Source organism: Streptococcus sp. 22.1 (assembly GCF_016648645.1).
Taxonomy (GTDB): Bacteria; Bacillota; Bacilli; order Lactobacillales; family Streptococcaceae; genus Streptococcus.
Map to the genome: position 1 here is coordinate 44,900 of NZ_JACLQK010000003.1, position 23,136 is coordinate 68,035.

At 38.2% G+C, this 23,136-nt stretch carries 20 protein-coding genes and 2 pseudogenes; 19 read left to right on the forward strand and 3 right to left on the reverse strand.

Annotation, left to right across the window (positions count from 1 at the left end; all coding sequences use genetic code 11):
- Positions 1 to 76 precede the first annotated feature (76 nt).
- On the forward strand, positions 77 to 1,468 hold the full coding sequence (locus tag H7U04_RS02000) for a serine hydrolase (protein WP_110980980.1): 1,392 nt from the start codon (positions 77 to 79) through the stop codon (positions 1,466 to 1,468).
- Between the two features lie 29 nt (positions 1,469 to 1,497).
- On the opposite strand, the gene H7U04_RS02005 is transcribed toward H7U04_RS02000, so the two are convergent.
- Entirely contained in the window at positions 1,498 to 2,154 is a 657-nt protein-coding gene (locus tag H7U04_RS02005) for a prepilin peptidase (RefSeq protein WP_110980979.1), read from the reverse strand.
- A gap of 109 nt (positions 2,155 to 2,263) precedes the next feature.
- Here H7U04_RS02005 and H7U04_RS02010 point away from each other — a divergent pair, with 109 nt between their 5' ends.
- The 18 genes and pseudogenes from H7U04_RS02010 to ileS all read left to right on the forward strand — a co-directional run bounded on the left by H7U04_RS02010 (position 2,264) and on the right by ileS (position 19,740).
- Positions 2,264 to 2,785 (forward strand): Dps family protein, encoded by a 522-nt coding sequence (locus H7U04_RS02010; RefSeq protein WP_037600458.1) that lies wholly within the window; start codon positions 2,264 to 2,266, stop codon positions 2,783 to 2,785.
- Between the two features lie 87 nt (positions 2,786 to 2,872).
- A complete protein-coding gene (locus tag H7U04_RS02015) occupies positions 2,873 to 3,310 on the forward strand; it encodes a Fur family transcriptional regulator (protein WP_107372893.1) in 438 nt (145 codons plus the stop codon).
- Positions 3,311 to 3,417: 107 nt separating this feature from the next.
- The gene (locus tag H7U04_RS02020) at positions 3,418 to 3,624 is read left to right on the forward strand and encodes a YqgQ family protein (RefSeq protein WP_002890657.1); all 207 of its coding nucleotides are present in this window, start codon (positions 3,418 to 3,420) and stop codon (positions 3,622 to 3,624) included.
- Complete coding sequence (locus H7U04_RS02025) at positions 3,617 to 4,585, forward strand: ROK family glucokinase (RefSeq protein WP_110980978.1); 969 nt, start codon at positions 3,617 to 3,619, stop codon at positions 4,583 to 4,585. Before H7U04_RS02020 ends, H7U04_RS02025 begins: the two co-directional genes overlap by 8 nt.
- A 140-nt stretch (positions 4,586 to 4,725) precedes the next feature.
- Complete coding sequence (typA, locus tag H7U04_RS02030) at positions 4,726 to 6,576, forward strand: translational GTPase TypA (protein WP_201059279.1); 1,851 nt, start codon at positions 4,726 to 4,728, stop codon at positions 6,574 to 6,576.
- Between the two features lie 19 nt (positions 6,577 to 6,595).
- Positions 6,596 to 6,865 carry a DUF3165 family protein gene (locus H7U04_RS02035; RefSeq protein ID WP_002890660.1) on the forward strand — a complete coding sequence of 90 codons (270 nt, stop codon included), beginning with the start codon at positions 6,596 to 6,598 and terminating at the stop codon, positions 6,863 to 6,865.
- A gap of 127 nt (positions 6,866 to 6,992) precedes the next feature.
- A complete protein-coding gene (murD, locus tag H7U04_RS02040; RefSeq protein WP_049554182.1) occupies positions 6,993 to 8,345 on the forward strand; it encodes a UDP-N-acetylmuramoyl-L-alanine--D-glutamate ligase in 1,353 nt (450 codons plus the stop codon).
- Positions 8,346 to 8,348: 3 nt separating this feature from the next.
- A complete protein-coding gene (locus H7U04_RS02045) occupies positions 8,349 to 9,419 on the forward strand; it encodes a UDP-N-acetylglucosamine--N-acetylmuramyl-(pentapeptide) pyrophosphoryl-undecaprenol N-acetylglucosamine transferase (protein WP_107372896.1) in 1,071 nt (356 codons plus the stop codon).
- A gap of 9 nt (positions 9,420 to 9,428) precedes the next feature.
- Positions 9,429 to 10,571 carry a cell division protein FtsQ/DivIB gene (locus H7U04_RS02050; RefSeq protein ID WP_107372898.1) on the forward strand — a complete coding sequence of 381 codons (1,143 nt, stop codon included), beginning with the start codon at positions 9,429 to 9,431 and terminating at the stop codon, positions 10,569 to 10,571.
- A 126-nt stretch (positions 10,572 to 10,697) separates the two neighbouring features.
- The gene (gene ftsA / locus H7U04_RS02055; protein ID WP_002890666.1) at positions 10,698 to 12,074 is read left to right on the forward strand and encodes a cell division protein FtsA; all 1,377 of its coding nucleotides are present in this window, start codon (positions 10,698 to 10,700) and stop codon (positions 12,072 to 12,074) included.
- A 28-nt stretch (positions 12,075 to 12,102) separates the two neighbouring features.
- A pseudogene (gene ftsZ, locus H7U04_RS02060) lies at positions 12,103 to 13,192 on the forward strand (cell division protein FtsZ); the annotation flags it as partial.
- Positions 13,193 to 13,266: 74 nt separating this feature from the next.
- Positions 13,267 to 13,425 (forward strand): annotated as a pseudogene (locus tag H7U04_RS11570) (cell division protein FtsZ); the annotation flags it as partial.
- A 2-nt stretch (positions 13,426 to 13,427) separates the two neighbouring features.
- Entirely contained in the window at positions 13,428 to 14,111 is a 684-nt protein-coding gene (locus tag H7U04_RS02065; protein ID WP_110980976.1) for a YggS family pyridoxal phosphate-dependent enzyme, read from the forward strand.
- Between the two features lie 4 nt (positions 14,112 to 14,115).
- The gene (locus H7U04_RS02070) at positions 14,116 to 14,703 is read left to right on the forward strand and encodes a cell division protein SepF (RefSeq protein ID WP_110980975.1); all 588 of its coding nucleotides are present in this window, start codon (positions 14,116 to 14,118) and stop codon (positions 14,701 to 14,703) included.
- A 3-nt stretch (positions 14,704 to 14,706) separates the two neighbouring features.
- A complete protein-coding gene (locus H7U04_RS02075; protein ID WP_002890670.1) occupies positions 14,707 to 14,964 on the forward strand; it encodes a YggT family protein in 258 nt (85 codons plus the stop codon).
- Entirely contained in the window at positions 14,964 to 15,776 is an 813-nt protein-coding gene (locus tag H7U04_RS02080; RefSeq protein ID WP_110980974.1) for an RNA-binding protein, read from the forward strand. Before H7U04_RS02075 ends, H7U04_RS02080 begins: the two co-directional genes overlap by 1 nt.
- 44 nt (positions 15,777 to 15,820) lie before the next feature.
- Positions 15,821 to 16,696, forward strand: a complete 876-nt coding sequence (locus tag H7U04_RS02085; protein ID WP_002890673.1) for a DivIVA domain-containing protein — start codon at positions 15,821 to 15,823, stop codon at positions 16,694 to 16,696.
- A gap of 245 nt (positions 16,697 to 16,941) precedes the next feature.
- Entirely contained in the window at positions 16,942 to 19,740 is a 2,799-nt protein-coding gene (ileS, locus tag H7U04_RS02090) for an isoleucine--tRNA ligase (protein WP_110980973.1), read from the forward strand.
- Between the two features lie 85 nt (positions 19,741 to 19,825).
- Here ileS and nrdF read toward each other — a convergent pair whose 3' ends face one another.
- Together nrdF and nrdE are read right to left on the reverse strand one after the other, a co-directional pair.
- On the reverse strand, positions 19,826 to 20,785 hold the full coding sequence (gene nrdF, locus H7U04_RS02095) for a class 1b ribonucleoside-diphosphate reductase subunit beta (protein ID WP_014633295.1): 960 nt from the start codon (positions 20,783 to 20,785) through the stop codon (positions 19,826 to 19,828).
- A 158-nt stretch (positions 20,786 to 20,943) separates the two neighbouring features.
- Positions 20,944 to 23,103, reverse strand: a complete 2,160-nt coding sequence (nrdE, locus tag H7U04_RS02100) for a class 1b ribonucleoside-diphosphate reductase subunit alpha (RefSeq protein ID WP_013990782.1) — start codon at positions 23,101 to 23,103, stop codon at positions 20,944 to 20,946.
- Positions 23,104 to 23,136: the final 33 nt, after the last annotated feature.

Below are 23,136 nucleotides of genomic sequence, written 5' to 3' on the forward strand. Positions count from 1 at the left end.
TTGGGGATAATTTTTTGTAATATGATTGTAAAATCTCCTTGCTTTTTAGTGAATTATAGCTTAAACTATTATTGTTATGAAAAAAAAGAAAAAACATTCAAGCAAGAAGTACAGTGGAAGTCGCCGAAAAACTAAAGATAAAAAGAAAGATTCGGTAAAACAAGACCTTCAACAAGACGTCAAGAAAGACACTAAAGATACTAAAAAAGATGTCAAAAAAGGCGCTAAAAAGGCCAACAAAAAAGAAGCGAAAAAAGATACAAAAAAGGTTTCTAAAAAATCAGCAGACAAAAAAGTAGCTGAAGAAACAGTAGTACCAGTTGAGCACAAGGAAAAAGAAACAAAAACTGAAACCTTGGCACTTAGAAGTAAACGCTCTAAGAAATCTAAATCAAAATCATCTCGTGATGATAAAAAAGCATATCTTATCTTAGCCTTCCTAGGTGTTCTGGTAATACTTTTGTTTGTTGCCATGCTTGCTTTAGCAGGACGTGGGAAAAAAGCTGGTCACACCGGTAGCCTTGGAAATATCTTCGGCTCTAGTTCTAAAGTCACTAAAAAAGAAGACAAAGAAAAAGAGGAAAAAGTAACTCCAACTAATAAATCAGCCGAAGCTAAACAAGCAGTCATGGAAGCAGATGCAGATACCATGTATGGTAATGGATTGTATTATGATTATGCTAACATGACATTGAACCAAGTGGTTGAAGCTTTTATGGCTGACCAAGGTATCGAGTCTAGCCAAATTGCCTTTTCATATAAAAATACCAAGACAAATGAGCAATTCTCTATGAATGATACTCAGCCAATGACTGCAGGATCAACTTATAAATTGCCACTAAACATGCTTGTCATGGATGAGGTTAACAAAGGTAAACTTTCTTTAACTGAACGTTTTGATATTACTAATACTGAGTATGAATACCAAGGTGAACATGATAATTATGTTGCTGCTTTCGGTGGTTCAATGACTATTCCAGAAATGCAAGAGTACTCTCTTGTTTACTCTGAGAATACTCCTGCCTACGCTTTGGCGGAGCGCCTTGGTGGTATGGAAAAATTCTATGGCATGCTCGATAAATACGGTAAATCAAAAGGTGAAGTGAAAACTATCCAAATGCATGGTAATAAGACAACGACGGATTATTACATCCAAGTTTTGGATTACCTTTGGAAACACCAAGATAATTACAAGGATATTCTCCACTACATTGGTGAGTCATTCCCTAATGAGTACTACAAGACATATCTTCCTAATCTGACAATTTATCAAAAACCAGGTTATGTCCGTGAAGCACTTAACGTTGATGCTATCGTTATGGAAGATACACCTTATATGGTTGCAATCTATACACGTTACCTTGGTGGATCAACTGAAAATTCAGATGAAATCAGCGGTTGGGGTCTCCAACAATTAGGAATGCTCTCTTATGTTATTAATGAGTGGCACCGTGTTAATATGAACTAATAAAGAAAGCCGAGTTTATCGGCTTTTTTCTATACAATTGAATAAAAGGTAAGAAGTACAATCCCTAGAAAAAGAAATGGGACAAATGCGATACATTCCTTAAGATTTCTTCGTATAAGGAAGTACGCTAGCCCTAATAGGCACGCAAGCTCGATAGTTAGAAGTATTTTTGAAAATGGGAAAATAAGTGAGGCACTTGCTAAGTAGAGAAAATCACCTTCCCCAATGTTTAGATGTTTTATAAAAGAAAGGAAAGCGAGGATTATCCCTATGGCAAATGTGAGGTAATAGTTGCCCATGAATAGGAGTGGGACTGTTCCAACTATCCAAATCAGAAGTGGATAGGATTTCTGTTTCAAATCAAAAATAGATAAACAAAGGCTGAAGTAAAGAAAGTAGGTTACTTCAAGACTTAAAAAGTCATAGAAATATAGAAGACATATTACCCCACAAAATATTTCCATAAAGAGGTAACGAAAAGGGATAGGAGACTGACATGAACGACATCGAGATCTTAAGAAAAGTTGTGAGAGGATAGGAATCATCTCGGAAAAACGCAACTGATGCTTGCAATGGCTACAGTGACTACTAGGAAAAATAATCGAGTTCTCAGGAAAACGATCACAAACTAGTCCGATAAATGAGCCTAAGGAGGCTCCTAGAAAAAAATAAATAATGCTTAACATACCTAATTATTCGAAAAAGAATGAGAAAAAGCATTTCACTTGCATATTATTTAGAAATATTCTAAAATAAAAGTGTAAATAATAGTAATTCTAAATAAGGAGAATTAATATGGTAGATTCAATTAAAGAAACAATCAATGAAACAGTTAACCAACAAGCTGAAACTCCAACAAATACAAAAACTAAAGCAGTTTTGAATCAAGCAGTTGCTGATTTGTCTGTAGCAGCTTCAATTGTTCACCAAGTTCATTGGTATATGCGTGGTCCTGGTTTCCTCTATCTTCATCCAAAAATGGATGAATTGATGGATAGTTTGAATGCTCATCTTGATGTTATTAGTGAACGTTTGATTACTATCGGTGGGGAACCATACTCAACTTTGGTAGAATTTTCATCTAATTCAGGCTTGACTGAAACTACTGGTACATTTGATAAGCCAATGTCTGATCAAATTCAATTATTGGTTGATACATACAAATATTTGTCAGTATTGTTCCAAGTTGGTTTGGATATCACAGATGAAGAAGGAGATGCTCCTTCAAATGATATCTTCACTGCAGCTAAATCTGAAATTGATAAGACAATCTGGATGTTGACTGCTGAGCTTGGACAAGCGCCAGGCTTGAGATAAGCATTTTTGAGTTAAGATGATTGTCAAGAGTTCCTCTAAAAGTGTATAATAGATGTAAAATACTTTTAGAAGAAGGGAGGCGGAGATATGTCTGAGCATCGACGTAGTCTAGGCGTTTATGAAGATGTCCTAAATCAGTTAAAAGCTAAGGGAATTCGGTTGACGGAATCTCGTAAAGCTGTTATTCGCTATTTGATGATGTCTGATCAACATCCTAGTGCAGATGTGATATATTATGATCTTCTCCCTGACAATCCTGGGATGAGTTTGGCGACAGTCTATAACAACCTGAAGGTATTGGTTGAAGAAGGAATTGTCTCTGAAATTAAGGTTAATAATGATAATACAACCTATTATGATTTTATGGGACATGATCACTTAAATATTGTTTGTGAAAAATGCGGTCACATTACCGACTTAGACCTACCAATTCCGTCTTTCAAGGAAGAGGTAGAATCACAAATTGGTTTTCGCATTACTCGTGAACAGATGATATTACATGGAATTTGCCCAAACTGTCAATAACCTGAGTCTTAATGACTTAGGTTTTTTAAGTCTTGAAGTATACAATAATCTGTAAAGGTTTTCAAAACTATCTTGTCATGGCAGAAGCTTTTTGCTAAAATATTGCTATGAAAACTTTATATGACGTTCAACAGTTGTTGAAACAGTTTGGCATAGTGGTTTACCTAGGGAAAAGGCTCTATGATATCGAAATGATGAAGATTGAATTAGAAGCCCTCTACCAGAATGGTTTAGTGGACAAGGACAACTATCTTACTGCTGAAATGATTTTACGACGTGAACATCGCATTGAAATGGAGAAAGAAAATGGCTAAAAAACTCTTAGGAATTGACCTTGGTGGAACAACTGTTAAGTTTGGTATTTTGACTTCGGAAGGTGAAGTGCAAGAAAAATGGGCTATTGAGACAAATACGCTTGAAAATGGTCGCCACATCGTTCCTAACATTGTAGAATCTTTGAAACACCGTTTGGAAATGTATGGACTTACTGCTGAAGACTTCATTGGAATTGGTATGGGATCTCCAGGTGCAGTTGACCGTGAAAATAAAACAGTAACGGGTGCTTTTAACTTGAACTGGGCAGATACTCAAGAAGTTGGCTCTGTCATTGAAAAAGAACTTGGTATTCCATTCGCTATTGATAATGATGCTAATGTGGCTGCACTGGGGGAACGTTGGGTTGGTGCTGGTGCTAACAATCCAGATGTTGTCTTTGTAACATTGGGTACAGGTGTTGGTGGCGGTGTTATCGCTGATGGTAATTTAATTCATGGTGTTGCCGGTGCTGGTGGTGAAATTGGTCACATTATTGTTGAACCTGAAACAGGATTTGAATGTACATGCGGAAACAAGGGGTGTTTGGAAACTGTAGCTTCAGCAACAGGTGTTGTACGTTTAGCACGTCATTTGGCAGAAGGATACGAAGGGAACTCTTCTATTAAAGCTGCTGTAGATAATGGTGAGCAAGTGACAAGTAAAGATATCTTCGTAGCTGCTGCTGAAGGTGATAAGTTTGCTAATAGCATTGTTGATAAAGTCTCTCAATACCTCGGACTTGCAACAGCAAACATTTCAAACATTCTTAACCCAGATTCAGTTGTAATCGGTGGTGGTGTTTCAGCAGCTGGTGAATTCTTGCGTAGCCGTGTTGAAGGATACTTTACACGTTATGCATTCCCACAAGTTCGCCGTACAACAAAAGTGAAATTAGCAGAGCTTGGAAATGATGCTGGTATTATTGGAGCTGCTAGTCTTGCACTTACAATTGATAACTAATGACAGAAGGTGTGTCTGACCAATTATAGGTGGACAGCACCTTTTTCTTGTTGAAAAACGTTTACAATCAGCTGAGCTCTGCCATTTTGTTGAAAATGTGGTATACTTTAAAAGTTGAAATAAAAATTAAAGAGGAAAAAATGACTAAACTTAGAGAAGATATCCGTAACGTAGCCATCATTGCCCACGTTGACCACGGTAAAACAACACTTGTTGATGAATTGTTGAAACAATCACACACTCTTGATGAGCGTAAAGAGCTTGATGAGCGTGCAATGGACTCAAACGATCTTGAAAAAGAACGTGGAATTACAATTCTTGCCAAAAATACAGCTGTTGCTTATAACGGTACACGTATCAACATCATGGATACACCAGGTCACGCGGACTTCGGTGGAGAAGTTGAACGTATCATGAAAATGGTTGATGGGGTTGTCCTTGTTGTCGATGCCTACGAAGGTACAATGCCTCAAACACGTTTTGTGCTGAAAAAAGCGCTTGAGCAAAACTTGACACCTATCGTTGTTGTTAACAAGATTGATAAACCATCAGCACGTCCTGAAGAAGTTGTTGATGAAGTTCTTGAACTCTTCATCGAGCTTGGTGCCGATGATGATCAGTTGGAATTCCCAGTTGTGTATGCGTCAGCGATTAACGGTACATCATCATTGTCAGATAACCCTGCTGATCAAGAGCACACTATGGCTCCAATCTTTGACACTATTATTGATCACATCCCAGCTCCTGTAGATAACTCAGATGAACCTCTTCAATTCCAAGTGTCGCTTCTTGACTACAATGATTTCGTTGGTCGTATCGGTATTGGACGTATCTTCCGTGGAACTGTAAAAGTTGGTGACCAAGTTACCCTTTCAAAACTTGACGGAACAACAAAGAACTTCCGTGTTACTAAACTTTTCGGTTTCTTTGGTTTGGAACGTCGTGAAATTGAAGAAGCAAAAGCTGGTGATTTGATTGCCATCTCAGGTATGGAAGACATCTTCGTTGGTGAAACAATTACACCAACTGATGCTGTTGAACCATTGCCAGTTCTTCGTATTGACGAACCAACACTTCAAATGACTTTCTTGGCGAATAACTCACCATTTGCCGGCCGTGAAGGTAAACACGTGACATCACGTAAGGTTGAAGAGCGTCTTTTGGCAGAGTTGCAAACAGACGTTTCTCTTCGTGTTGATCCAACTGATTCTCCAGATAAATGGATTGTATCAGGTCGTGGTGAATTGCACTTGTCTATCCTTATTGAAACAATGCGTCGTGAAGGATACGAACTTCAAGTGTCTCGTCCAGAAGTTATCATCAAAGAAATTGATGGCGTGAAATGTGAGCCATTTGAACGTGTTCAAATTGATACTCCAGAAGAGTACCAAGGTTCTATCATCCAAGCCCTTTCAGAACGTAAAGGTGACATGCTTGATATGCAAATGGTTGGTAACGGTCAAACTCGCCTTATCTTCCTTGTACCAGCTCGTGGACTTATCGGATTCTCTACGGAATTCTTGTCTATGACACGTGGTTACGGTATCATGAACCATACCTTCGACCAATACTTGCCAGTTGTTGCTGGTGAAATTGGTGGACGTCACCGTGGTGCCCTCGTTTCTATCGATACAGGTAAAGCGACAACTTACTCAATTATGCGTATTGAAGAACGTGGTACAATCTTTGTTAACCCAGGTACTGAAGTTTATGAAGGTATGATTGTTGGTGAAAATGCTCGTGAAAATGACCTTGGTGTCAATATCACTACAGCAAAACAAATGACAAACGTGCGTTCAGCAACTAAGGACCAAACGGCTGTTATCAAGACTCCACGTATCTTGACTCTTGAAGAATCACTTGAATTCTTGGATGATGATGAATACATGGAAGTAACGCCTGAATCTATCCGCTTGCGTAAACAAATTTTGAATAAAGCAGAGCGTGATAAAGCCAATAAACGTAAGAAAAAAGCAGCAGAAGCTGAATAATATATAGAGAGGAGAAGAGATGTTTTATCTGATTGTTGCTGTATTGATTGCATCATTCTATTTCTTTATTGCACCAAAGTCGGTAAAAAACACCATGAATCTTCTCTTTGTCATGGCTACCTTAGCATTGCTCCTACTTTTAGCAGTGCTATCAATCATTAAATTCTTCAGCCTACCTGGTGAGTTCTTTGTTACAGTTGGAATGCTTGTATTGAGCTACTTCACCTTGAAAGATTTTTTCGCCATGTCGGAGCTTAATCATGAAAAAGCTGAGCATGAAGATAAATAAGTAGCATGAGATTAAAAGTCAGTCTGATAGATTGGCTTTTTCTTTTACCAAGAAGAGGTAACTCCTTGAAATAGCTTGGGATAAAGGGTAAAATGATTATGATACAATTTGAGAGAATGGACGAATTATGAAATCAGTAACACAATTTGAGAATAAAAAAGTTTTGGTCCTTGGCTTGGCTAAATCTGGCGAAGCAGCTGCCCGCCTATTGGCTAAGTTGGGTGCTATTGTCACAGTAAATGATGGTAAACCATTTGAGGAAAATCCATCGGCTCAAGCCCTTCTTGAAGAAGGCATTAAGGTTGTCTGTGGCGGACATCCTCTTGAACTTTTGGATGAAAATTTTGAATTAATGGTGAAAAATCCTGGAATTCGTTATGACAATCCAATGGTAGCTCGTGCACTAGAAAAAGGTATTCCTGTTTGGACTGAAGTGGAATTGGCCTATCTAGTATCTGAAGCACCTATTATCGGTATTACAGGGTCAAATGGTAAGACAACAACGACAACTATGATTGCTGATGTCCTAAATCATGGTGGTAAATCAGGTGTCTTGTCTGGGAATATTGGTTTCCCTGCGTCAGAAGTTGCACAGTCAGTAACTAATCAAGATACCTTAGTTATGGAATTATCTTCTTTCCAATTGATGGGGATTGACAGCTTCCATCCACATATTGCTGTGATTACTAACTTGATGCCGACACATATTGACTATCATGGTAGTTTTGAAGCATATGTGGCTGCCAAGTGGAATATTCAAAATCAAATGACTGTGGATGATTTTGTTGTTTTGAACTTCAATCAAGATTTAGCTAAGGAATTAGCTACACAAACTAAGGCACAAGTAGTTCCATTCTCAACAGTGGAAAAAGTAGATGGTGCCTATCTTGAAAATGGTGCTCTTTACTTCAAAGGTGAATTAGTGATGCAAGCTGATGAAATTGGCGTTCCTGGTAGTCACAATGTTGAAAATGCCTTGGCAACTATAGCTGTAGCAAAATTGTCAGGTATTTCAAACCAAGCTATAAAGGAAACCCTCGCAAGTTTTGGTGGTGTTAAGCACCGTCTCCAATTCGTTGATACTATCGATGAAGTGAAATTCTATAATGATAGTAAGTCAACTAATATTTTAGCGACACAAAAAGCACTTTCTGGTTTTGATAATAGTAAAGTTATTTTGATTGCTGGTGGTTTGGACCGTGGTAATGAATTTGATGAACTCATTCCTGACATTACCGATCTTAAGAAAATGGTGATTTTAGGGGAATCAGCTCCTCGTGTCAAGCGTGCTGCTGATAAAGCAGGAGTAACTTATCTTGATGCCAAAGATGTGGCAGATGCGACACGTATTGCTTTTGATCAAGCCAGTGCAGGAGATGTTGTCTTGTTGAGCCCTGCAAATGCAAGCTGGGATATGTACAAGAATTTCGAAGTGCGTGGTGACGAATTTATCACAACTGTTGAGCAATTGAAGGGATAGGCTATGGCAAAAGCGAAAAAAATTGTTTTTACCGGTGGTGGAACTGTTGGACATGTGACTTTAAATCTTATCTTAATTCCAAAATTTCTAAAAGATGGATGGGAAGTGCACTATATTGGTGATAAGCACGGAATTGAACACGAGCAAATTGATAAATCTGGCTTGGATGTGACGTTCCATAGTATTGCTACAGGTAAACTACGTCGTTATTTCTCATGGCAAAATATGTTGGATGTCTTTAAAGTTGGTTGGGGGATTCTACAGTCAATTGCAATTATTGCCAAGATTCGTCCTCAAGCACTCTTTTCAAAAGGTGGATTTGTCTCAGTGCCACCGGTAATTGCTTCTAAGTTATTAGGTGTTCCTGTATATGTGCATGAGTCTGATCTTTCTATGGGCTTGGCCAATAAGATTGCCTATAAATTTGCGACTACTATGTTTACGACTTTTGAACAATCTAAAGGATTGGCGAAGACAAAACATATAGGTGCTATTACAAAGGTAGGGATGGCAACGTCCAATCAGTCTGATGCTCTGGATAAGATTAAAGTACAGTTTGATGACAAGTTAAAAACTGTCCTTTTCATAGGTGGATCAGCTGGTGCAAAGGTATTTAATGATTTTATTAGTAATACTCCACAACTGACTGAAAAATATAATGTCATTAATATTTCTGGGGACTCTTCATTGAATACCTTAGAACGTCATCTTTATAGAGTTGATTATGTGACAGATTTGTATCAACCTCTTATGGATGCGGCAGATTTAGTTGTCACTCGTGGTGGTTCAAATACGATTTTTGAATTGTTAGCTATGAAAAAACTTCATTTAATTATTCCTTTAGGGAAAGAAGCTAGCCGAGGAGATCAACTTGAAAATGCTGCCTATTTTGAACGAAAAGGTTACGCACGTCAATTACAGGAAGCAGAGTTAAGTTGGGAAACCTTAAATCATGAGCTTGAACAACTTGTTGAACATGCAGAGACTTACAAAGAAGCTATGGCTAAATCTGAGGAAATTACTTCTCCTGATGATTTTTATAACCTATTAGTGACTAGTATTTCAAAAAAATAAAGGAATTTCATGGCAAAAAAGGATCAAGAATCACAAGAAAAACAAGTTCTCACAGAGTGGCAGAAGAGAAACCTCGAATTTTTGAGAAAAAAAGAAACCGAAGATTCTGAAGAATTTGCGAATGGAAAGGTCGTTCATTCAGAAGGGGCGACTTCAAATGAGAGCCAACCACCAGTGAAAAAGAAGGTTAGAAAGAAAAAAAAGACCAAAAAGAAGAAACGAAAAAAAGGGAATACGAGTAGTAATATTCCAATTGCACAACAAAATCTTGCGGGACTAGTTATTTTTATCGCTGCAATCCTAATCGTATTTTCACTTTTCTTTATTTCACCTTGGTCAAAACAAAAGGTTCTCACTGTATCAGGAACAAAAAATGCTCTACCAGAAGATGTGAAAGTTGCAAGTGGAATTCTTGATACAGACTATATCACTCATGTCTTTTTCAACCAAGGAAAGGTTGCATCAACTGTTGAAAAAACCAATGTTTGGGTTAAAAAGGCTACAGTAACTTATAGTTTTCCAAATCAATTTAATATTGCAGTAAAAGAATACCCAATTGTTGCTTATCGTCAAACTACAAATGGTTATGTTTCTATTCTTGAAAGTGGTAAGACAGGAGGAACGGTTTCAACTAGCAATCTACCTGATAAATTCATCACTTTAAAGATGGATGACGAGAAGAAAATCGAAGATTTAGTAAAAGAATTAAATAAACTTGATTCAAAAATCAAGAATAATATTCAAATTATTAATCTTACGCCAACTAAAGCAACTTCAGATTTACTAACAATTGAGCTGTATGATGGCAATTCCATTCGTGTTCCTCTTTCTCAATTAACGGTTAAGCTCCCTTACTACGAGAAAATTAAGAGCCAACTTTCAGATGGAAGTATTGTTGATATGGAAGTTGGACTTTATACAACGACTCCTGAGGTTGAATCATCAAAAACTGATGGGGATAAAAAGAAAGACAAAGAAAAGACTGATAAAAAGGAAGAAAATACAACTTCTGAAGAAGATCAAGATACTACAACATCAACTGAACAGCATTCTGAAGAAGAGTCTAATTCTGAAAATCCGGGTATTCAAGGACAGGAAAATCCAACTGTTGGTCAAGAAACAACTCTTCGTCCTTCCCCTGCTCAAGGCTAATATTGAATAATAAAAAACGTAAAATGCTGACATTTTACGTTTTTTTATGGTACAATAGTATCCGAATAATTCTGTTTTTATACAGTTTACAAAGATATTGAATGGAAAGATTGAGAGGTCGAGTGAATGGCTAGAGATGGCTTTTTTACAGGATTAGATATAGGAACTAGCTCGATTAAGGTTCTTGTTGCTGAGTTTATTGATGGATCAATGAATGTCATCGGGGTAAGTAATGTTAAGAGTTCTGGTGTGAAAGATGGCATCATTGTTGACATTGACGCTGCAGCGAAAACAATCAAAACAGCTATTGAACAAGCAGAGGAAAAAGCTGGGATTGTTATTGAGCAAGTGAACGTTGGGCTTCCAGCTAATCTTCTTCAAATTGAGCCTACACAAGGTATGATTCCTGTAACAAGTGAATCAAAAGAAATCAAAGATGAAGATGTTGAAAGTGTTGTTCGCTCAGCCTTGACAAAGAGCATTACACCTGAGCGTGAGGTTATCTCACTAGTTCCTGAAGAGTTTATTGTTGATGGCTTCCAAGGAATTCGTGATCCTCGTGGAATGATGGGGATTCGTCTTGAAATGAGAGGTCTCATTTATACAGGACCAACAACAATTCTTCACAACCTTCGTAAGACAGTTGAACGTGCTGGTATTCAAGTAGAGAATATTATCATCTCTCCTCTTGCAATGACACGTGCTGTTCTGAATGAAGGTGAACGTGAGTTTGGTGCTACTGTTATTGATATGGGTGGAGGTCAAACAACTGTTGCAAGCATGCGTGCTCAAGAACTTCAATTTACCAATATTTATTCTGAAGGTGGCGAGTACATCACTAAGGATATTTCAAAAGTTTTGAAGACTTCAATGCAGATTGCTGAAGCGCTTAAGTTCAATTTTGGTAATGCAGATATTGAAGAAGCAAGCGAAACAGAAACTGTCCAAGTAGAGGTTGTAGGTGAGAATTCACCTGTTGAAATTACAGAAAAATACCTTGCTGAGATTATCTCAGCTCGTGTGAAGCATATCCTTGATAGAGTTAAACAAGACTTGACTCGAGGACGTCTACTTGATTTGCCTGGTGGCATTGTCCTTGTAGGTGGAACAGCTATCATGCCAGGTGTGGTTGAAGTTGCTCAAGAGATTTTTGAAACAAATGTTAAACTTTACGTGCCAAACCAAGTTGGTATCCGTAATCCAATGTTTGCAAATGTGATTAGTCTTGTTGAGTATGTTGGTCTTCTTACAGAAGTTGACATCATCGCGCAACAGGCTGTGTCTGGTGAAGAGTATCTTCGTCGTAAACCAATCGACAATGAGACTCCTTCCTTGAGTTTTGATAGAACTCCTGCTCCAGCACCTCGAGTGGCTCCTCAACCAAATCCTATTCCTGTTGAGAACACTATTGAGGTACCTCTGCCAGTTGAAGAAGAAAATCATGAACAAAAACAAAAACTTGGTGATCGTGTTCGTGGAATTTTCGGCAGTATGTTTGATTAATTGAATCTAGTAAAAGCGAGGAAATAAAATGAGTTTTTCATTTGATAGCGCATCAGTTCAAGGTGCGGTAATTAAAGTTATCGGTGTCGGTGGAGGTGGCGGAAACGCCATCAACCGAATGATTGAAGAAGGTCTTGCTGGTGTTGAATTTATTGCAGCTAATACTGATATTCAAGCACTCAGTTCTTCTAAAGCAGAAACAGTAATCCAATTGGGTCCTAAATTGACTCGTGGTCTTGGTGCCGGAGGTCAACCTGAAGTTGGTCGTAAGGCAGCTGAAGAAAGTGAAGAAACACTTACAGAAGCACTTACAGGAGCTGATATGGTCTTTATCACTGCTGGTATGGGTGGTGGCTCTGGTACAGGGGCAGCACCAGTTATTGCACGTATTGCGAAAAGTTTGGGTGCATTGACAGTTGCAGTTGTGACACGTCCATTTGGATTTGAAGGTAACAAACGTGGTGCCTTTGCTGTCGAAGGGATTCAAGAGTTGCGTGAGCAAGTTGATACTCTTCTTATTATCTCTAACAATAACCTTCTTGAAATCGTTGATAAGAAAACACCTCTTCTTGAAGCTCTTAGTGAAGCAGATAATGTTCTTCGTCAAGGGGTCCAAGGTATTACAGACCTTATCACTAACCCAGGTTTGATTAACCTCGACTTTGCCGATGTGAAAACAGTTATGGCCAATAAAGGTAATGCACTTATGGGTATCGGTATTGGGTCTGGTGAAGAACGTATTGTTGAAGCTGCACGCAAAGCAATCTATTCACCACTTCTTGAAACTACTATTGATGGTGCAGAAGATGTTATCGTTAACGTAACTGGTGGTCTTGATATGACGCTTACAGAAGCAGAAGAAGCTTCTGAAATTGTTGGTCAAGCAGCTGGTAACGGTGTTAACATTTGGCTTGGTACATCAATCGATGATACATTGAAAGATGAAATCCGTGTAACAGTTGTTGCAACTGGTGTTCGCAAAGATCGTGCTGAAAAAGCATCTGGTATCAAAGCTCAACCACGTAAAGTGACTACAGCTCCTTCACAACCATCAGCTCCTACTCAACAAGTTGTTCAAGAAGAACAACGTCCAGTCTCTCAACCTTCATTTGAACGTCAACCAAATTTTGACTATAATGAAACACCTTCAATGCCACAACCAGGAGTTCGTCCTGCAGTGGCAGCTCCTCAACAAGAGCAGTCAGCTTTTGGTAATTGGGATTTGAGACGTGATAATATTTCTCGTCCTGAAACTGGTCAACTAGATAGTCAATTGACTATGTCTACATTCTCAAGTGATGTTGAAGATGATGATGAATTGGAGACACCACCATTCTTTAAAAATCGTTAATAATGACTATAGAAGAGAATAAAAATAATATTTATCAAGCGGTAAAAGAAGCATGTGAAAAGGCTAATCGCTCTAGTGATGAAGTCAATATTATTGCCGTAACCAAATATGTTTCAAGTGATGTCGCTGAAGAATTGGTTCAAACGGGAATTAAGCACATTGCTGAAAATCGCGTTGATAAATTCTTAGATAAGTATCAAGCTTTAAAAAATTATGATTTGACTTGGCACCTTATTGGTACCTTGCAACGTCGTAAAGTAAAGGATGTTATTAATTTAGTTGATTATTTTCATGCTTTGGATTCTGTTAAATTAGCAGAGGAAATTCAAAAGCGTGCCGACCATACTATTAATTGCTTCCTACAAGTTAACGTTTCAGGGGAGGAATCAAAACATGGTTTTTCAGCTGAAGAACTTGATACTGTTCTAAAACAAATTGAAAATCTTGATAACATTTGTATAGTTGGACTAATGACTATGGCTCCAATTGATGCAGATGCTCAAGAACTTGATAAGATTTTTTCTGAGACAAATGAGCTTAGACAATCAATTCAAGAGAAAAAACTAAAGAATGTTCCTTGTGATCAGTTAAGCATGGGGATGAGTCGAGACTATGACATGGCTATTCAGAATGGATCAACCTTTGTCAGAATAGGCAGTGCATTCTTTAAAGAGAACGGAGAATAACCTTATGGCATTAAAAGACGCAATTGATAAAATTGTTTCATATTTTGATACCGACGAAGTAACAGATTATGAAGATGCTGCTAAAGAACGTCCAGTAAAAGCACGTCCAGTAAAAGCACAGAGACCTGTGCAGACACCACCTCCTCGTCAGCAACGTCAACCTGAGCGTTCTCAGGCAACAGTCCCTCCTCGTCGCCAACATGTTAATTCAGACTTACAGGAAACTCAAGTCCTTCGTAGTTTACCTCTGAGTCGTTCACAAGCAAATCAGGGACCACAACAAATGAATACAACTAAAACAACAATTGCAATTAAATATCCTAAAAAGTATGAAGATGCTCAGGAAATTGTAGAACTATTGATTGAAAATGAATGTGTTTTAATCGATTTTCAATATATGTTGGAAGCGCAAGCTCGTCGTTGTCTTGACTTTATTGATGGTGCTAGCAAGGTACTTACAGGCAACTTGCAAAAAGTTGGCTCTTCAATGTATTTGCTTACGCCAATTAATGTCGTAGTTGACATTGAAGAGATTGGTTTGGCTCACGGCAACCAAGAAGCTAATTTTGACTTCGACATGAAGAGACGTTAAGTGATGTCTGTATTACTTTATGTTATTTGGGCACGTGTTGTTAACGTGATAGAGATTCTTCTTGTAGTCTATGCTTTGTTATCCTGGTTTCCAGGGGCTTATGATACTAGCCTTGGAAGAATCATTAGACAAATTGTTCAACCGATTCTCGCACCATTTCGTCGCCTGAATTTAGCTTTTGCTGGTATTGATTTTTCAATAATCGTAATTGTACTTCTACTAAACTTTTCACTTAGAATTCTTAGATTTATTCTACTCTAATGTCAGATATTAAAAAAATTGAACAGCATTACTCGTTAGATGAACGGCCTTTTCTAGAGAAGGTTAGGGGATTTTGTCATTTAGTTGATGAGAGGTACAGTCCTTACTTAACTGATTTCTTGAATCCTCGTGAAATTCAGATTGTTGAAGAGTTGGCTCATTATTACAATTTAAAATTTTTTGTGAGTTCAACTCTTGAATCTGAAGAGTATGGAAGAGTGATACTTGCTCCCGAATATTACGAGCTTGAAGAAGATGACTTTGAAATTAAACGATTAGAAATCTCATATGCGAGACAGTTCAATAAATTGACACACCCAAAAGTTTTGGGAGCGCTGATTAATCAGCTTGGTCTTGATCGTCAAGTATTTGGAGATATTATTCTTGATGAAGAAGGACGCGTTCAATTTTACATTGCTTCTCATTTAGCAAGTTATGCGATAATGACTATTACTAAGATTGGTAATGTTTCGGTTACTCTAAAAGAAGTAAGTAAAGACGATTGGATTTCAAATCAAGAAAAGTATTCAAAAACTTTTGTCTTACTTTCCAGTATGCGTCTTGATAATGTGTTGGCGACGGTATTAAACTTATCTCGTTCTAACGCCTTAAAACTTATTGCTTCAGGAAAAGTAAAATTAAATTATAGACAAGTTGAGAAGGCTGATCAGGCGGTTATTATTGGTGATATGATTTCGGTTAGAGGTTATGGTCGATTTCGACTAGCTCAACAAGATGGATTTTCAAAGTCCGGAAAAGCTAAAATCGTTATTGAAAGTCTGTTAAGACGGAGAAAAAAAGTAGTTATTTAATTTAAACCATTAAATATGGTAATGAAAAATAAAGGAGGCCTGTAATGGCTATTACAGCACTTGATATTAAAGATAAACAGTTTACAACTAAATTTCGTGGATATAATGAGCAAGAAGTTGATGAATTTCTTGATATTATTGTAGACGATTATGAAGATTTAGTTCGTGACAATCGTGAACTTGCTGCTCGTGTAAAAGAGCTTGAAGAAAAATTGGCTTATTTTGATGAAATGAAAGAATCATTGAGTCAATCAGTTATTTTGGCTCAAGAAACAGCAGAAAAAGTTAAAGCTTCAGCGGCTGACGAATCAGCTAACTTGATTAATAAGGCTAACTTCAATGCTACTCATTTGGTTGAAGAAGCTAAATCTAAGGCATCTGAAATTCTTCGTGATGCAACAGATGAAGCCAAACGTGTTGCCATCGAAACAGAAGAACTTAAACGTCAAAGTCGTGTCTTCCACCAACGCCTATTGGCTGCAGTTGAAGGTCAGCTTAGCTTAGCAAGTGCTCCAGAATGGGGTGAATTGTTGCAACCAACAGCTATTTATCTTCAAAATTCAGATGCTGCCTTTAAAGAAGTTGTTGAAAAAGTTTTGGATGAGCATGTACCTGATTCAAATGATGCAGCTTCATTTGATGCAACTCGTCAATTCACTCCTGATGAAATGGCTGAACTTCAACGTCGCGTTGCTGAAAGTAATAAGCAAGTTGAAGATTTCTCTAGTCCAGAAGTTGATGAAACAAACGAAGTTGTTTCAACTCCAGTTGAGTTTGGTATTCCAGACACTTTCGAGAGTGAAGTGGCAGATTTCCCAACTTCAGCACCAGTAGATGAAGATTTTGATTTGCAACCTGAGACAACAGGTGAAATTAATCTAAACGAAACACAAACGTTTAAATTGAATATTAGCGAATAAGAAAAATACAACTTACCAAGTATATTAACAGCGAGTGGGAGATGGTGTGAGTCCCACATTCCCTATTTGGATAGTTATCATTTTCAAGCATTCTAACTGAAATAAGTAAGTTAGAAGGATGGTCCTCCTTACGGACATATGAGGGAGCAAATTCTTTTGCTCTGAATTAAGGTGGTACCACGAGCTTTCGTCCTTTTTGATGAAGGTTCTTTTTATTTAGTAAATTAAATTAAAGAGGAGATATAATGAAACTCAAAGAAACCTTAAATCTAGGTAAGACAGCCTTTCCAATGCGAGCTGGACTTCCTAACAAAGAACCAATCTGGCAAAAAGAGTGGGAAGATGTCAAGATGTATCAACGTCGTCAAGAGTTGAACCAAGGTAAACCTCACTTCACTCTTCATGATGGTCCTCCTTATGCCAATGGTAATATTCACGTTGGACATGCGATGAATAAAATTTCTAAGGATATCATTGTGCGTTCAAAATCAATGTCTGGTTTCTATGCTCCTTACGTTCCTGGTTGGGACACGCATGGTCTTCCAATTGAACAAGTGTTGGCAAAACAAGGTGTGAAACGTAAAGAACTTGATCGTGCTGAATACCTTAAGATGTGTCGCGATTATGCACTTTCACAGGTTGACAAACAACGTGAAGATTTCAAACGTCTTGGTGTTTCGGCTGATTGGGATAACCCATATGTTACTTTGACACCAGACTATGAGGCTGCACAAATCCGTGTATTTGGTGAGATGGCTAAAAAAGGTTACATCTATCAAGGTGCAAAACCAGTTTATTGGTCATGGTCATCAGAGTCAGCACTTGCTGAAGCCGAAATCGAGTACCATGATTTAGTTTCAACTTCACTTTACTATGCCAATAAGGTTAAGGATGGTAAAGGAGTACTAGACACAGATACATATATCGTAGTTTGGACAACAACACCATTTACAGTAACAGCTTCACGTGGTTTGACTGTTGGTGCTGATATCGAATACGTTCTCGTAAAACCTGCCGGAGAAGACCGTAAATTTGTTGTTGCTTCTGAATTACTTAATAGTCTTTCTGAGAAATTCGGTTGGACAGATGTGGAAGTACTTCAATCATACCGTGGTGAAGAATTAAATAAAATTGTGACTGAACACCCATGGGATACAGAAGTTGATGAGCTTGTTATTCTTGGTGACCACGTTACTACAGATTCAGGTACAGGTATCGTCCATACGGCTCCTGGTTTTGGTGAGGATGACTATAACGTAGGTATTGCTAATGGTCTTGAAGTTGCCGTAACCGTTAATGAGCGTGGTATCATGATGGAAAATGCTGGACCTGATTTTGAAGGTCAGTTCTACGATAAAGTGGCTCCAATTGTTATGGAAAAACTCGGCGATTTACTCCTTGCCAAAGAAGAAATCTCACACTCATACCCATTCGACTGGCGTACGAAGAAACCAATCATCTGGCGTGCAGTACCACAATGGTTTGCATCTGTTTCTAAATTCCGTCAAGAGATTCTGGATGAGATTGAAAAAGTTAAATTCCATTCTGAGTGGGGTAAAGTTCGTCTCTACAACATGATTCGTGACCGTGGTGACTGGGTAATCTCTCGTCAGCGTGCTTGGGGTGTGCCACTCCCAATCTTCTATGCTGAAGATAAAACACCGATCATGACTGAAGAAACTATCGAACATGTAGCTAAACTTTTCGAAGAACACGGTTCAGTTATTTGGTGGGAACGTGATGCCAAAGATCTTCTTCCAGAAGGTTTTACACATCCTGGCTCACCAAACGGCGAGTTTACTAAAGAAACTGACATTATGGACGTATGGTTTGACTCAGGCTCATCATGGAACGGTGTTGTTGTTAACCGTCCTGAGTTAACTTATCCAGCTGACCTCTATCTCGAAGGTTCAGACCAATACCGTGGATGGTTTAATTCATCCCTTATTACATCTGTTGCCAATAATGGTGTTGCACCATATAAACAACTCTTGTCTCAAGGTTTTGCGCTTGATGGTAAGGGTGAGAAGATGTCTAAATCGCTTGGTAACACAATTGCTCCTAGTGATGTTGAGAAACAATTTGGTGCTGAAATTCTTCGTCTTTGGGTAACAAGTGTTGATACAACTAATGACGTTCGTATCTCAATGGATATCCTTAGCCAAGTATCAGAATCTTATCGTAAGATTCGTAACACACTTCGTTTCTTGATTGCCAATACCTCTGACTTCAATCCAACAACTGATGCTGTAGCCTTTGAAGACTTGCGTTCTGTAGATCAGTACATGACTATTCGATTTAACCAATTGGTTAAGACTATTCGTGATGCCTATGCAAACTTTGAGTTCTTGACTATCTACAAAGCCTTAGTTAACTTTATTAACGTTGAGTTGTCTGCCTTCTATCTTGATTTTGCCAAAGATGTGGTTTATATTGAGAGTGCGGAATCACTTGAACGTCGTCAAATGCAAACAGTCTTCTACGATATTCTTGTTAAAATCACAAAACTATTGACACCAATCCTTCCTCACACTGCAGAAGAAATTTGGTCATATCTTGAATTTGAAACAGAAGACTATGTTCAATTGTCAGAGTTGCCAGAAGCAGAAGATTTTGTGGGTCAAGATGCACTTCTTGAAAGATGGAATGCCTTCATGGATTTCCGTGGCCAAGCTCAAAAAGCTTTGGAAGAAGCTCGTAATGAAAAAGTTATCGGTAAATCGCTTGAAGCTCATTTGACAATCTATCCTAATGCTGAAGTCAAAGAACTTCTTGAAGGTTTGAACACTAACCTTGCTCAACTTTTGATTGTTTCAGCATTGACTATTGCTGAAGGAGAAGCACCTGAATCTGCTGTAAGCTTTGAAGGTGTGGCATTCACAGTAGAACGTGCTAAAGGTGATGTCTGTGACCGTTGTCGTCGTATCGATCCAACTACTAAAGAACGTAGCTACAACGCAACTATCTGTGATCACTGTGCTAGCATTGTTGAAGAAAACTTTGCTGAAGGTGTAGCAGAAGGTTTTGAAGTAAAAGCAAAATAAAAAGAGTTCACCGTGAACTCTTTTTCTATTTGTTTTTCGAATATAGTATTGAACACAATAAAAAACTAGCTCAGCTAGTTTTTTATTATAGTCCGTAGTTATAATCATCGTCTTGCATGGCTTCGACAGTTCCTAGAAGGTAACCATTACCAACTTGAGAGAAGAAGTCGTGGTTAGATGTTCCTGTAGAAATACCATTCATAACGATTGGGTTAACATCGTTCGCACTATCTGGGAAGAGTGGATCTTGTCCTAGGTTCATAAGAGCCTTGTTGGCGTTGTAACGAAGGAAAGTCATAACTTCTTCAGTCCATCCAACACCGTCATAAAGAGATTTAGTGTAGAGCTCTTCATTTTCATACAATTGATAGAGGAGATCATACATCCATTCGCGGAAACTTTCTTGCTCTTCTTCAGGCAATTCGTTGAATCCAAGTTGGAATTTATAGCCAATATAGGTTCCGTGAACAGATTCGTCACGGATAATGAGCTTGATAATTTCAGCGACGTTAGCTAGCTTGTTATTACCAAGATAATAGAGTGGAGTGAAGAACCCTGAATAGAAAAGGAAAGTTTCAAGATATGTTGAAGCAACCTTTTTCTGAAGAGGCGTTCCATTTTCATAGATATCGTTAATGATTTTCGCCTTAGTTTGAAGGTATTCGTTACTGTTAGTCCACTCAAAAATTTCTTCAATTTCAGATTTTGTATTCAAAGTTGAGAAGATTGAAGAGTAAGATTTGGCGTGAACAGACTCCATGAACTGAATGTTGTTCAATACAGCTTCTTCATGAGGTGTACGGACGTCTGCACGAATGGCTTCAACACCTGTTTGAGATTGCATGGTATCTAGCAATGTTAAACCACCGAAAACTTTTCCAACCAAATCCTTTTCTTCAGCTGAAAGTTTACGCCAGTCATCAAGGTCATTTGAAAGTGGGATTCGTGTATCTAGCCAAAATTGCTCGGTCAATTTTTCCCAGGTAGATTTATCAATCGCATCTTCGATTTCATTCCAGTTAATGGCTTTGTAGTAAGTTTCCATTAGAAACCTCTTTCTTTATTGATATCGTTACTATTTTATCATAATTCAAAATCATGATATAGTTTTTTTGAGTTGATCTATTAAAAAAGTCGGCGAACCGACCTTTTAATGCATTTTGTAAATAAGAGTAGTGAAGTTGCTATCGTTAAATCACTATCTTAAATGACACAGCTCTCACATTGGTTAGAACCAACCTCTTCTCCATCATCTGTATAAGTACGGATGTAGTAGATTGATTTAATTCCTTTGTTAAAGGCGTAGTTACGAAGGATAGAAAGGTCACGAGTTGTTTGTTTATTTTCTGTTTTCCATTCGTAAATTTCTTTTGGTAACTCACTACGCAAGAATAGGGTTAATGACAAACCTTGATCAACGTGTTCAGTCGCAGCGGCATAGACGTCGATAACTTTACGCATGTCCATGTCGTAGGCTGAAGTGTAGAAAGGAATTGTGTCTGTTGAAAGACCGTTGGCCGGATAGTAAATTTTTCCGATTTTCTTTTCTTGACGTTCTTCAATACGTTGTGTGATTGGATGGATAGAAGCAGAACAGTCATTAATATAAGAGATTGAACCATTTGGTGCAACAGCCAAACGGTTTTGATGGTAGAGTCCATCTTTCTTAACGAGTTCACGTAGTTCTTCCCAATCTTTGGCTTGTGGGATGAAGTGACCATCGAAAAGTTCTTTGATACGGTCAGATTTAGGAACGTATTGGCCTGTAACGTATTTATCAAAGTAAGAACCATCAGCATATTTTGATTTTTCAAAACCGACAAAGGTTTCTTGACGTTCGCGGGCAATATTGTTAGATTCAACCAAAGTCCAGTAGTTCATAAGCATGAAGTAGATATTAGTGAATTCAACAGATTCGGGGCTACCATACTCGATATGGTGTTTAGCAAGGTAAGAGTGAAGCCCCATAGCTCCTAAACCAAAGGTATGAGCTTGTTGGTTACCATTTTTGATAGATGGTACAGCATCAATACTTGAGCTATCTGTAACAAAGGTAAGCGCACGTGTCATAGCTCTAATCGAACGACCAAAGTCAGGTGAAGTCATCATGTTAAGGATATTAGTTGATCCGAGGTTACATGAAATGTCTGTACCGAGTTTAACAAACTCTTGTGCATCGTTAAGTTCACTTGGTGTTTGAACTTGGAGAATTTCAGAACAGAGGTTGGACATGATAATCTTACCATCGATTGGATTGTGTCGATTGGCTGTATCAACATTGACGATATATGGATAACCTGATTCTTGTTGGAGTTTAGAAATTTCAGTTTCTAGCTCACGGGCATTAATCTTGGTTTTTGTGATATTTGGATTGGCAACCAACTCATCGTACATAGCTGTAATATCAATGTAGTTATATGGTTTACCGTACTCTTTTTCGACTGAGTAAGGACTGAAGAGGTACATATCTTCATTATTACGTGCCAACTCGTAGAATTTATCTGGAACTGTAACACCAAGTGATAGTGTCTTAACACGCACCTTCTCATCAGCATTCTCTTTCTTAGTAGAAAGGAAGGCAAGGATATCTGGGTGGAAAACATCCAAATAAACAACACCAGCACCTTGACGTTGGCCAAGTTGGTTTGAGTAAGAGAAGCTATCTTCAAAAAGCTTCATAACAGGCACGACACCAGAGGCTGCCCCAGCATAACCTTTGATAGGAGCACCAGCTTCACGTAGGTTAGATAGGCTAATACCTACCCCACCACCAATACGTGATAACTGGAGGGCCGAGTTGATAGAACGTCCGATTGAATTCATGTCATCCGTTACTTGAATAAGGAAACATGACACGAGTTCACCACGACGGCTACGTCCAGCATTTAGAAATGAAGGAGTAGCAGGTTGGTAACGTTGGTGAATCATTTCGTTAGCAAGGTCACTAGCAAGGTTTTCATCACCATCAGCAAAGTAAAGGGCGTTGAAAAGAACGCGATCTTCAATACTTTCGAGGTAAGACTCGCCATCGTTTGTTTTGAGGGCATATTGTTGGTAGAACTTGTAGGCTGCCATGAAAGATTGGAAGCGGAATTTTTGAGAATGAATTTCTGCAGACAACTTTTCGATGAAAGCAGGTTCGTATTTACCGATGAATTCAGACTCGATATAATCGTTCTCAATCAAATAATTAATTTTATCTGTGATGCTGTTGAATGCCATTGAATTTGGCTTAACGTTTTCAAGGAAGAAGGCACGAAGTGCTTCTTTGTCCTTATGCAAAGGAATTTGACCGTTAACAGGACGGTTAATTTCGTTGTTGAGGCGGAAGTATGAGACATCGCCAAGATTTTTTAAAGACATAATACAGATACCAGGCTCAGTTTAATAGTATAT

Coding starts and splice junctions, on each gene's coding strand:
- H7U04_RS02000 (WP_110980980.1), top strand. CDS start 77: ATGAAAAAAAAGAAAAAACATTCAAGCAAGAAGTACAGTGGAAGTCGC.
- H7U04_RS02005 (WP_110980979.1), bottom strand. CDS start 2,154: ATGTTAAGCATTATTTATTTTTTTCTAGGAGCCTCCTTAGGCTCATTT.
- H7U04_RS02010 (WP_037600458.1), top strand. CDS start 2,264: ATGGTAGATTCAATTAAAGAAACAATCAATGAAACAGTTAACCAACAA.
- H7U04_RS02015 (WP_107372893.1), top strand. CDS start 2,873: ATGTCTGAGCATCGACGTAGTCTAGGCGTTTATGAAGATGTCCTAAAT.
- H7U04_RS02020 (WP_002890657.1), top strand. CDS start 3,418: ATGAAAACTTTATATGACGTTCAACAGTTGTTGAAACAGTTTGGCATA.
- H7U04_RS02025 (WP_110980978.1), top strand. CDS start 3,617: ATGGCTAAAAAACTCTTAGGAATTGACCTTGGTGGAACAACTGTTAAG.
- typA (WP_201059279.1), top strand. CDS start 4,726: ATGACTAAACTTAGAGAAGATATCCGTAACGTAGCCATCATTGCCCAC.
- H7U04_RS02035 (WP_002890660.1), top strand. CDS start 6,596: ATGTTTTATCTGATTGTTGCTGTATTGATTGCATCATTCTATTTCTTT.
- murD (WP_049554182.1), top strand. CDS start 6,993: ATGAAATCAGTAACACAATTTGAGAATAAAAAAGTTTTGGTCCTTGGC.
- H7U04_RS02045 (WP_107372896.1), top strand. CDS start 8,349: ATGGCAAAAGCGAAAAAAATTGTTTTTACCGGTGGTGGAACTGTTGGA.
- H7U04_RS02050 (WP_107372898.1), top strand. CDS start 9,429: ATGGCAAAAAAGGATCAAGAATCACAAGAAAAACAAGTTCTCACAGAG.
- ftsA (WP_002890666.1), top strand. CDS start 10,698: ATGGCTAGAGATGGCTTTTTTACAGGATTAGATATAGGAACTAGCTCG.
- H7U04_RS02065 (WP_110980976.1), top strand. CDS start 13,428: ATGACTATAGAAGAGAATAAAAATAATATTTATCAAGCGGTAAAAGAA.
- H7U04_RS02070 (WP_110980975.1), top strand. CDS start 14,116: ATGGCATTAAAAGACGCAATTGATAAAATTGTTTCATATTTTGATACC.
- H7U04_RS02075 (WP_002890670.1), top strand. CDS start 14,707: ATGTCTGTATTACTTTATGTTATTTGGGCACGTGTTGTTAACGTGATA.
- H7U04_RS02080 (WP_110980974.1), top strand. CDS start 14,964: ATGTCAGATATTAAAAAAATTGAACAGCATTACTCGTTAGATGAACGG.
- H7U04_RS02085 (WP_002890673.1), top strand. CDS start 15,821: ATGGCTATTACAGCACTTGATATTAAAGATAAACAGTTTACAACTAAA.
- ileS (WP_110980973.1), top strand. CDS start 16,942: ATGAAACTCAAAGAAACCTTAAATCTAGGTAAGACAGCCTTTCCAATG.
- nrdF (WP_014633295.1), bottom strand. CDS start 20,785: ATGGAAACTTACTACAAAGCCATTAACTGGAATGAAATCGAAGATGCG.
- nrdE (WP_013990782.1), bottom strand. CDS start 23,103: ATGTCTTTAAAAAATCTTGGCGATGTCTCATACTTCCGCCTCAACAAC.